Below are 11,852 nucleotides of genomic sequence, written 5' to 3' on the forward strand. Positions count from 1 at the left end.
CCCCGCGCCCGCCAAGGTCAAGCACAGCTGATTTTACAGGATAAAGTCGCTCTCCACCGGCGCTTCGCCAAAGACAAGGATGGCAAAATCGGCGTTGCCGTCTCCGTCGATCTCCCCCTGGACCAGCCAGCGGCCCCCCTGGTCGATGACGCGGAGCTGTCCTGCGGCGGTGAAGCCGCCCGTAATGAAGGTGAAGGCCTGGTCGCCCGTGGTGATGGCGTCGGCGTCGATCAGTGAGAGGTCCAGCTTGTCCGCGCCGCTGGTGAAATCGCGAATGATATCGCGCTCCGAGCCTGTCTTGCCTGACTCGCCAATCGCCCTGAGGATGAACCGGTCTGCGCCGTCGCCGCCGAACAGAAGATCGCGTCCGCCGCCTCCGGTCAGGGAATCGTCGCCTTCGCCGCCTTTCAGCTTGTCACCGCCGCCGCCGCCCAGAAGCGTGTCATTGCCGGTGAACCCCTTCAGCATGTCGTCGCCCGCGCCGCCATCAAGCACATCATCCCCGTCAACACCCAGAAGCGTGTCATCGTGCGCGCCGCCGAACAGCGTATCGTTGTCCCCGCCGCCATTCAGGACATCGGCCTGACTGCCGCCGAACAGCTGGTCCTGGCCAAAGCCGCCCGAGAGAAGGTCCGCACCCTCATCCCCGCTCAGCCAGTCATCGCCGCCATTTCCGAGGAGCTTGTCGTTGCCGGAACCGCCATAGAGGGCGTCATTGCCGCCTTCGCCGAACAAGCGGTCCGCGCCCTCAAAGCCCGAAAGCTCATCTGCGCCGGCGCCGCCTTTCAGGTTATCATCGTCGCGTCCGCCGATCAGGCTATCATTTCCGCCGCCGCCGCGGAGGATGTCGTTGCCATCATGTCCGCTTAGATAGTCATCGCCGACCCCGCCAAACAACCGATCTTCGCCCAAATAGCCTGTGATTTCATCCGCTCCGGATCCGCCGTAAGCCACATCGGCTCCGCGCCCGGCAGACAATTGGTCGTCGCCGGCTCCGCCATGCATCAGGTCATCGTCATCGTCGCCGATGAGCGTGTCGTCTCCCGCCCCGCCATCGAGTTCGTCCGAGCCTGAATCGCCATACAAGCGGTCGTTGTTGTCGCCGCCGAAAAGGCGATCTCTGTCGTCGTCGCCTTCAAGCGTATCGGACCCCGCGCCGCCGAAAAGCGTATCGTCGCCCGTGCCGCCGACCAGCTTGTCGGCGCCGGTATCGCCGTGAATGACATCGTTCCCGCCGGCGCCGTTCAGCAGGTCATCATCGCCGCCGCCGGTCAGCGTGTCGTTTCCGGCGCCGCCGAACGCCTTGTCTTCACCTGACCCGCCCATGAGGGAGTCATCGCCGGCGCCGCCATAGAGCGTGTCCGCGCCATCCCCGCCTGCGAGCGTGTCGGAGCCCTGACCGCCGAAAACGCGGTCATTGGCCGCCAGGGACTCGATAAAATCGTGTCCGCCGAGGCCATAGATATTGTCGTTGTCCGATCCGCCGGAAATGACATCGTCATCCGGGGTGCCATCAATCAGGGTGACGGTTTCCAGAACGATGGAGCCGTCAAACCGCTCCCTCAAATCGAATTCGCCGTTAGCGATCAGAATGGAGTAATCCGCGACCGTGTCTGCATCGACGTCGATCTCTATCCGTGTGACGCCATCCGAAGCCTGGTAACGCACTTCGCGCGCCGTGCCGGAAAACGCGTCCGCACCGATGAATTCGATGTCGATCGAGTCCGTGTAAGGCACCGGAATCATGTTGACAGAGTCGCCGGTCTCGAAATCGGTGATGACGGTTTCGCCGCCCGCCAGTTCCGAAAGGCTGTAGATCAGGAACGTGTCCGCGCCTGCGCCGCCGGTCATGCTGTCGACGCCTGAGCCGCCTATGAGCCAGTCATTGCCTGCGCCGCCGGTAAGGATGTCATTGCCTTCGCCGCCGCGGAGATTGTCGTTTCCGCCGCCCCCGGCAACCACATCATCGCCGGTCTCTCCGTAGAGGGAGTCATGTCCGCCTTCGCCGCGAACAACGTCGTTCCCGGCGCCGCCATAGAGCCGGTCACTGTCATCTCCGCCAAAAAGCGAGTCTGATCCGGCGTTGCCATAGAGATGGTCTTCGCCGCCAAGTCCGTAAAGCGTGTCGTCGCCGTCTTCACCCGACAGCGCGTCATCGTCCGCGCCGCCAAAGAGCATGTCATCGCCTGACGTGCCGGAGTCGCCGATGAACGCTTCAAGAGTCATGTCGTCTTCGCCGACGACGCGGAAATCGAAGGCGCCGCTTTCGACATGGATCACCTGGTCCGCGGTCTGGTCGCCGTCACCATCAATCTCGATAATCGTCAGATCGGATGATTTGACGTAGCGGACCTCGCTTTCCGCGCCGGAAAAGGCGGAGTCCCCGATTACCGTGGCTGGCGCGCCGAAATACCAGAACAACAGATCGGTCAGGTCGATGAACTCACCGGCTTCAAGGTCGGTGATACGGTGCGGCGCGCCCGGGTCGGGCGTGCCGAAGGCGAACGTATCCTGTCCCTGGCCGCCACCGAGAACCGAGGGTCCGCTGCCGGCCGTCAGCCAGTCACCGCCCGCGCCGCCAAAGAGGGAATCGCTGCCCTGGCCGCCACTGAGAGAATCGCCGAGCGCGCCGCCGGTCAGAACGTCATTCCCGTGACCGCCAGCCAGGCTGAGCTGGATGGCGGTCACGGCGCTGGCGTCCACGACATCGTCGTGATCACCGCCCGTCATGAAAACGATGCGTTCTATACTTTGAAAGCTGTCCACGCGCCCCGTTGCGTTATTCGTCAGGGACGTGTCGGTAATGACAATGTCGCGGGCGGTGTCCGCAAAATCGGTAAAGGCGTAGGTGACATAATCGTCGCCATCGCCGCCATCTATGACATTCGATCCTGACCCGGGATGCAGACTGTCGTTGCCGGACCCGCCGAAGAGCCGGTCATCGCCTTCATAGCTGCGGATAAGATCGCTGCCGCCCAACCCGTAGATCGTGTCGGCGCCGCTGCCGCCATAGAGGTTGTTGTCGTCGCCGTCGCCAGTAAGTAGCGCCATTTGCCTACGCCAGACGGCGCCCCCTGCTTGATGTCCAGGTTTCAACCTAGACGCGACCCTGTGCAGGCGGCAACCTGCCTGTCACACATGTTCGCGCCTGAAGGTCAGGCGTCCAGTTGGCCCTGGAGGGCGCGTCAGAGGAAGAAGTCGGTTTCTAGCGGGGTGTCGCCGAAGACGATGATGGCGAAATCTACGCCGCCGTCGCCGTCTATGTCGGCCTGTATGAGAGAGCGGCCGCCCTGATCGACCACGCGCAGCTGCCCGGCGGCGGTGAATCCCCCGGTTATAAAGGTGAAAGCCTGATTGCCGCCGGTGGTGGAGTCCGCGTCGATGGTGGCGAGATTGATGGTGTCCACGCCGCTTTCAAAGTCGCGGATGATGTCCCGATTGGCGCCTGTGGCGCCGGTATCGGTCTCGAAGCGGTAGAAGAAAGTGTCTGAGCCGGTGCCGCCAAACAGCAGGTCCCGACCGGAGCCGCCAAAGATGGAGTCGTTGCCGGAGCCGCCCTGAATCTTGTCGATGCCGGATCCGCCGTAAATGATGTCGTTTCCGGTCATGCCTTTCAGGACATCATCGCCGGCGTCGCCGCTCATATAGTCGTTGCCGTCAACGCCCAGCAGGGTGTCGCCGGCCGTGCCGCCGAACATGTCGTCCGAGCCGGGGCCGCCATTGATCGTGTCGGCCATGTTGCCGCCGAAAAGGCTGTCATTTCCGAACCCGCCAATGATGTAATCCAGGCCGTTATCGCCGCTGAGACGGTCGTCGTTCCCGTTTCCGAAAAGCCGGTCGTCGCCGTCCCCGCCGAACACATTGTCCGCGCCGCCTTCGCCGAACACCCGGTCCGCGTCATCGCCGCCATTGATGAGATCGTCGCCGCCGCCGCCCTTGATATTATCCTCGCCCGAAGCGCCGGAAATCATGTCGCTGCCGCCATTGCCGCGCAGAATGTCGCTGCCCGCCTGACCGTAGAGGGAATTGGCGTTGTCATCGCCAAAGAGCGAGTCGTCGAAATTCGATCCGCGCACGTTCTCGACGCCGTCGAATGTGTCGCCCTCGGCTTCGCCGCCAAGGCCCACGCCCGCCATCAGATTGACCGTGACGCCGGTTCCGGCGTTCGCGAAATTGGCCAGATCGGTCCCCGCGCCGCCAAAATAGGCGTCCGCGCCGGCCAGGCCGATAAAGCGGTCGTCGCCGTCGCCGCCGAACAGGGAATCGTCGCCGGCGCCGCCATTGAGATAATCCGACCCGGTATCGCCATACAGGGCGTCAATGTCGTTACCGCCAAAGACCGTGTCATCGCCATTGCCGCCGAAAACCGTGTCTTCGCCGTCGCCACCCGAGATGCTGTCGGCCCCGGATCCGCCGGAAATGGAGTCATTGCCCGTGCCGCCGTTGACGTTGTCGTCGCCATCGCCGGCATAGATGAGGTCGGCGTTATTGCCGCCGAACAGGTCATCCACGCCGGTTCCGCCGAACAGGGTGTCCTGCCCATTGCCGCCGAAGATCAGGTCATTGCCGCCAAGGCCGGAGAGGACGTCATCGCCGCTGTCGCCGTTGATCGTGTCATCGCCCGAGCCGCCCTCCAGATTGTCAGGGCCATCGGTTCCGGGAATCAGCGCCATGACTGTCACCTTTCATTTTCGATTGGTAACTACAGTTGTAGCGAAAACGGCGCTCAAGTAAATTGAAAGTTTGTTTTATTTTTTGTTTCAACTCTTACAGAATGAAAACCGTGCGGCGGGTCAATAAGTCCCGCCGCACAGTTCATTAATTTAAAATCAGCCAGTTACGCTGTGATCTATAGCAGGAAATCTGCCTCGACCGGCTGGTCTCCGAAGATGAGGACGGCAAAGTCCGCGCCGCCGTCGCCATCGACGTCCCCCTGCAGGACAAAGCGGTCGCCATTGTCCATGACGCGGAGTTCGCCCGCCGTTCCGGAAAAGCCGCCGGTGATGAAGGTGAAGGCCTGATCCCCGCCGGTCAGGATGTCGGCGTCGATTGATGTCAGGTCGAACAGGTCCACGCCGGATTCAAAGTCGCGGACGATGTCCCGGTCCGCGCCGGTCAGGCCGGTTTCCGAAATATCGCGCAGGATAAAGACATCCGCCCCGGACTGTCCGAACAGAACGTCGCGCCCTTCTCCGCCGGCGAGGCTGTCATCGCCGACGCCGCCGATCAGAAGGTCGTTGCCGGCCTGACCGTCCAGGAAATCGCCATTGCCATTCCCGTAGAGCTTGTCGTTCCCCTCGCCGCCATAAAGGGCGTCCGCGCCGCCTTCCCCGAACAGACGGTCGCCGCCTTCGCCGCCGCTAAGCGTATCGGCCCCGGCGCCGCCTTTCAGATTGTCCGCGCCGTCTTCGCCGTAAAGGATATCCTGACCGCCATCGCCGCGCAGAAGGTCCTCCCCGTCGCCGCCAAGGATAATGTCGTCGCCATCATTGCCGAACAGGCGGTTGGCGACCTCATTGCCGGTGAGGGTGTCATTGCCGTTGCCGCCGCGCGCATTTTCGATGGTGACGGCGTTGGCGATGGTGAAACCGCCATGCACGCCGAAGGCGTAAGACATCCAGCCGCCGCCGCCTTCCTCATATTCCAGCGTGGCGTCGCGCAGGTCGATATTGGCGTCGCGGTCGCCATTATAGACGATCTGGTCCTCGCCGCCCGCGTCCCAGATGCTCTCATAGAAGGTGCCGGCTTCGTTGACGTCCTTCAGGACATAGACATCGTCGCCGGTATTGGTGTCTTCATTGACGCCGTACTTGTCCTGAATGGCGGCGATGTCGAAGGCCATCAGGCCGCCGAGCCAGCCGAACGGATCGCTGGTGTCGGCCTGACCATAGGGGGAGGTCTGCCAGCCATCCTCATAGGACATCATGGTGTAGACGCCCTGGTTCAGGTTGAAGTCGCCCAGCGTGTAGTCCGCCACCGCGCCTTCGGTTTCGACGCCGCTGAGCACGCCCGAACGGCCGCCGCTGTCATGCGGGTGGGCGAGGCCGTGGCCGTGGCCCAGCTCATGGATCAGCGTGACGAAGGTGAAGCCGCCCTGGGCGAGGCCTTCTTCATTCCAGCGCTCGTCGCCGGAGTTGAATTCCGCCTGGCCTTCATTCTGTTCGTCCGGCGGGCTCATGCGGCCCAGAAGGCTGACGCCCGGGCCGGGCGTGCCGGAATAGGTGATCAGGGTGAAGTCGGCCTCGTTGCGGTTATCGACCTCGATATAGACGATGTCGGCCACGCTTTCGAACTGGTCGAAGGCGACCTCCAAGGCTTCCTGTTCCCATTCATCCCAGCCGGAGGCCACGATGTTTTCCGTCAGGCCGGGATTGGTGGGATCCTCGCTGACAAAGACATCGCCTTGCTTGGCGAGGTAATAGGTGACGACCGTCTTGCCCTCGATGCCATAGGGATTCCAGGCATAGCCGGTAAAGGGTTCGCCATTGTCCCGCGGGCCCTGGTCGCCGTCGGGATTGCGGGAGGATCCGTCGATCTGCGTGCCCCAGTCGATGGCGTGCAGAGGCTGATCCGGCGAATAGTAGGGCTGGTAGCTGAACTCGTCGCCGGTTTCCACGAACAACTCGTAATCGCCGACGAAATCGCCCGTCTCGCCGTTTTCCATCAGCTCGTCATAGGCGCGGGCATTGATGTAGTACGTGCCGCTATAGTCCGCGGTGAAAGAGAGCAGGGCGTCCAACCCGGAGGGCGTGTTCGGCCCGCCGCCATCGGCGATGACGATCAGGTTTCCGCTGTCGTCATAGATTTCCAGATAGGCGTCGGGGAGGGGAACCAGGTTCTCCCCGCCGATGTGAGCGAACATCCCGATCTCGTAAATCTCGCCCTCGGTCAGTTCCACGGAGAAGAAGTCCTGATCGCCGATCGTGTCTATGGCGGAAAAGACGTGCGGGCCGTCGACCGTAATGGACTCCGTGGTGGAGATGTCGTCGGCGATGGTATCGGTGGTGATCAGAAGGGGCTGAACCGCATCGGTTTTCAGGTCGCCCACGCCATCGGCGGGAAAGGCGGTCTTGAAGGTCTGGCCGCTTGAGACTGTTCCGCCTCCAGCGGTGATCACGGCGTAGTCGAATTGAAGAAGTCCGTTCTGCGGTTGCGTCAGCATCATGCGCCTCGCTTTCAGATAATACCCCATCGCTTCCGGAAACGACCTGTTTCCGGACTTGCGAATACTTTTTTTGTGCTAGCCGTCTCCCCGGCTTAAGGTCTGGCAACGCGCCTTTGCAGGGTTGGTTCCGCAAATTCTTAATAAATTTTAATATGTTTACTTAGGTAAAGACTCAGGCCGCGCGGCCGGAGTCTTTGATGCGGTCAAATGGGCAAGGGCTCTAAAGCACGAAGTCGCTTTCCACCGGCGCTTCGCCGAAGACCAGGATGGCGAAGTCTGCGTTGCCGTCTCCGTCAACTTCGCCCTGGACCAGCCAGCGGCCGCCCTGGTCGATGACGCGGATCTGGCCCGCGGCGGTGAAGCCGCCCGTGATGAAGGTGAAGGCCTGATCGCCGCCCACGCCCGTGTCGGCGTCAATCGCGGAGAGGTCGATCATGTCCACGCCGCTTTCGAAATCGCGGATGATGTCGCGCTGGGGACCGGTTGCGCCAGAGTCCGAGGCTTCCAGAAAGGCGAAAATGTCCGACCCCGTTCCGCCGAACAGAAGATCGCGCCCCGCGCCGCCGGCCAGCGTGTCGTTTCCATCGCCGCCCTGGAGCTTGTCGCCGCCTTCACCGCCATTGAGCATATCGGCGCCGGTATTGCCCTTCAGCACGTCGGCGCCGGATCCGCCATGCAGGAGGTCGGCGCCGCTTGACCCCAGTAATGTGTCATTATCCGCGCCGCCGTACAGCACGTCATCGTCCGGGCCGCCATTAAGCGTGTCCGCGCCAGCGTCACCGTACAGCGTGTCGCTTCCGAAGCCGCCGGACAGGAGATCGTTGCCGTCGCCGCCCGCAAGCAAATCGTTATTGCCATTGCCGTAGAGCTTGTCGGCTCCGGTTCCGCCAAACAGGGAGTCCGTGCCGCCTTCGCCAAACATCCGGTCGTTTCCGGCGTCGCCATAGAGCGTGTCCTGACCGCCGCCGCCCTTGAGGTTATCGGCGCCCGTCCCGCCGGAGAGAAGGTCTCCGCCGGCCTGGCCGCGAAGCACGTCATCGCCGCCGCCGCCTTCAAGGCGATTGGCGGCGCTATCGCCGAACAGCGTGTCGCCGAAGTCCGAGCCCTGAATATTCTCGATGCTGGCGAAGCTATCCCCCGCGGCGTCGCCGCCCTGTGCGCTTCCGGAAGTCAGATTCACAGTGACGCCGCCTGAAGAGCCGCCATAGTCGGCCGTATCAAGCCCGGTTCCACCGTGCAGGAAATCCGAACCCGCGCCGCCGATCAGACGGTCATCGCCGGAATCGCCGTAAAGACGATCATTGCCCGTCAGGCCGCTGATCGTGTCATCCCCGCCAAAACCGCCCAGAGAGTCATCCCCCGCGCCGCCCGCAATGGCGTTGTCCAGCCCCGCGATGGCCGCCGTGCCGTTGACCAGGCCATGACCGGTTTGCAGGTCGTAGCCGGTATCGAATTCCGGCGTTGCCGGGTCGTCCATATCCTCTGCGGTGTCTTCCAGAATTTGCCGGATTTCTTCCGGCGTGAGGTCAGGATCGGCCTGGATCATCAGGGCTATCAGCGCGGCGACGTGCGGCGCCGCGGCCGAGGTTCCGAAGAAGTTCGGGAAGGCGTCGCCGTCATTGATGGCCTGGCCGAAGAATGTGGTGTTGCCGCCATCGGGACCGACAATGGAGGGCTGTTCGCGAATTTCAGGTTCGGCCAGACGGTTGCCGTCCACATCGAACAGAATGGGCACGCCGCCCGCCGAAGAGTAGGATTCGATGAGGGCCGGGTCGGCGCTGAACGCCGGCGTTTCATACCAGAACGCCGCGCCGACCCCGATTGCTCCGGCCGCGTTGGCGTGACCATAGCTGGTCGATACGTGGTTCTCGCCTCGATCTTCCCCGGCTTGCAGCGTGCCGCCGCCGAAAGAGACGAATTTGATGATTCCCGCGTCCGGGCCGGCGTCTTCGTATTTTTCAATGACCAGCGCCAGAGACTGTGCGGCGCCGGAATTGTTTGTGTAGGTGAGTATCTCCACAGGGTCGCGGCCGTCATTGATCGCCAGCGCATTGGCCACCACCGCGCCGGTCGAGGCGTCGATCAGCCACAGATCATAATCGCTGGACGAGCCTGGGGAGGCGTCGCTGGTCGAGGCGTATGGCTCATCCCACTGGAAGGCGATCTGGTAGGTATCGCCTGCGGCCAGCGTGAAATTCTGCGCCACATCTATGCCCGCGCCGGGGTCGAAATCATGGAAGGTGCTACCGGTTCCCGGCGTGAAGCTCTCATCGCCTGTTATCGAATTGGGATTGAACACGATTCCGCGATAGGCGGCCTCATAGGAATCGTAACCGCCATTGCCCGCGGCGGAGACATAGACCACGCCCTCATCGGTTACGATGTCGACGGCCTGAGCGATGACATCGTCAGCGAACATCGCCTCGGCGAAATAAAGTATGTCGTCGACGATGATGTCCGCGCCCGCGTCGGCAAGATCCAGAATGCCGAGCGCGAAATTGGCAATGCCATAGAATGCGGAATCGAACAGGATCTCGGCGCCGGGCGCGACGTCATGAATGATCTGGGCCATGGCCCGGCCTTCGTCGATGCCCCCGCTGGAGAGTTCCTCCAGCACTGTCACGCCTCCTGCGGGCAGATCGCCAGAGGCGATGTCGCCCGCGGCGCCGCCGAGATTGTCGAAACTGTCCGACATCACCCCGACGCTCACGCCCGTCCCGTCGAGGCTGAAATAATCGCGGGCGCTATCGGTGGTCATGGCCGCATCGCCTTGGCTTGTCGCATCGCCGGCATGGCTGACCGACAGGGAGGGCGCCGCCATTGAAAGGCCTTCCACGTCTTCAAGCTGATCCAGCGCCGAAAGCGGCATCAGGCCGGAAACGACACGGCCATACGCGCCGCCATGCTCCAGCCCCACCTTCTCCAGCTGGGCGAGCACGATTTCGCTCTGACCTGATTCAGCTATGACATCGATTACGACATAGCCGCCAACAAGTTTGAACCCGGGTGATGTCGCCTGCAGCGTTTCCGCGGCGGTTTCCGCGCCATAGGCCTGCGCGAGCGTTTCGTATCGGGCGCTTAATTGCAGCAGCGCGCTGGATACGGCGCTTTTGCCGGAAACCGTGTCCGGGGCCGCCGCCACGCCCGACTTTGCAACCATATCGTCAGGTTCGAGCGCCGGTTTCGGGGCGGATGCTTCATACCCGTAAAATTCGGGTTCCAGCCCGAGGTTCAGCTTGCCAGACTTTGCCATTCGAATTGTCCTGACCTGAAAGCGGTCAGGACAATTTCATCGCGTCCGCGCCGCGCCAATAATCAAATAAGGGTGTGCGGGAAGAACAAACGGGATGGCTAAAGCCAAATGGCAGCCCTTCCATTAAAAAAACTATTGGCCCGCAATCGGCCCCGGTCAATTTGAAAATGGTCAGCCGCCTCGCATTCCCGTGTCAGGGGAATGGCGCGCCATGCCCGCCCCGGTTGTTTCCGCTAACAGCAGACGCAACTAAAGCTGCTGGCGCCTGTGGGCGCAACCAGACATGCCCGTTTTTAATCCCCCCGCGAGTTCGTCACTTCGTAGCTGGCGCTGTTGCCGACGGCGGTGGCGCTGGAGGATAGGAGGGCGCCGGAATAGGCGGAGGCTGTGGAGCGGGAGACGACCTTGCCGTCATTGACCTGGCGGCTGGAGCCGTTGATCGCCGCGCCTTCGCAGTCCGAACAGGCATAGGCGGAGGCGGCGTTGCCGAACGCGGTGGTGGTGACAAGGCCGGTGGAGCCCGTCCCGCCGTCGAACGATCCAACAGCGCGCACGCGGCCCGAGTTCGACTGGTCGATATCGGCGCCGATGCTGGAGCCGATATTGGAGACGGTTGTGGAGTTGCCCACGCCCGACGCGCTGATCGAGGCGACATCGTTGAAGCCGATCAGGGAAACCTCGGAGCGGGCGTTCACGTCCGCCTGGTTGTCCTGACGCGCGTTCAGGCCGGCATAGCGATAGTCGTTTTCGACCGCGATATTGTTGCCGGCGGCCTGGCTGGCGGCGATGGCCTCATTGGCGACATCGGCGTCGATGAAGGCCTTGCCGCGCACCGCGCCGGTATTGGTCTGTTCGGCGTCCAGCAGCACGCGGGTCGTGTCCTCGCCCGCGGAGATGGAGTTGCCGACCGCCAGGCCCGTCGCGGAACTGACCCAGGGGGCCGCGCCGTCGCCGACAATCCGGCCCACGGCCACGCTTTCCGCGCCGCTTGACTGGATGATCGTGCCTTCGCCCGTCGTTCCGTAGCCGGGCAGCAGACCGGCGTTATTGGCCGCGCTCTGCGCCGCGGCGATGGCGCTGTCCGCGCCGCCGCGCACCGTGGTGGTGGCGCGGGATGTCACTTCGGAGCCCTGCGTCACGTCCTGGCGGAGCAGGACGCCGGCGTCGGCGGTATCGGTGGTGACCGTCGCCGTGTTCGCCATGGCGGCGGAGGTGGAAAGCGCGATGCCCGCGCCGTTCACGTCCGTCTGCGCGTCGGCGCTGGCGCGGCCGCCGAATTGCTGGTCGCTGGTGACGCCGACATCGACGTCGCGCGAATGCACCGAGAGCGCGTTGCCGAGCGCGTTGGCGTTGGAGGTGGCGGCGTCGGCGATTTCCGCCTCGGTCCGCGATTCCACGACAATGTCCGCGTTCAGGTCGACCTGCTCATTGATG

At 63.0% G+C, this 11,852-nt stretch carries 5 protein-coding genes; all 5 read right to left on the reverse strand.

The features are described 5' to 3' along the window. Nucleotides 1–33 precede the first annotated feature (33 nt). A complete protein-coding gene (locus H2040_RS09335; protein WP_287157003.1) occupies nucleotides 34–3,051 on the reverse strand; it encodes a calcium-binding protein in 3,018 nt (1,005 codons plus the stop codon). A gap of 134 nt (nucleotides 3,052–3,185) precedes the next feature. Then, entirely contained in the window at nucleotides 3,186–4,673 is a 1,488-nt protein-coding gene (locus H2040_RS09340) for a calcium-binding protein (RefSeq protein ID WP_287157004.1), read from the reverse strand. Between the two features lie 176 nt (nucleotides 4,674–4,849). Further along, on the reverse strand, nucleotides 4,850–7,165 hold the full coding sequence (locus H2040_RS09345; RefSeq protein WP_287157005.1) for a M10 family metallopeptidase C-terminal domain-containing protein: 2,316 nt from the start codon (nucleotides 7,163–7,165) through the stop codon (nucleotides 4,850–4,852). Between the two features lie 220 nt (nucleotides 7,166–7,385). Continuing rightward, entirely contained in the window at nucleotides 7,386–10,418 is a 3,033-nt protein-coding gene (locus H2040_RS09350) for a S8 family serine peptidase (RefSeq protein WP_287157006.1), read from the reverse strand. Nucleotides 10,419–10,711: 293 nt separating this feature from the next. Further along, nucleotides 10,712–11,852: holdfast anchor protein HfaD (gene hfaD, locus H2040_RS09355; RefSeq protein WP_287157007.1), on the reverse strand; the 1,141-nt coding region annotated here is incomplete at its 5' end.

Source organism: Euryhalocaulis sp. (assembly GCF_013911995.1).
GTDB classification, from domain to species: domain Bacteria; phylum Pseudomonadota; class Alphaproteobacteria; order Caulobacterales; family Maricaulaceae; genus Euryhalocaulis; species Euryhalocaulis caribicus.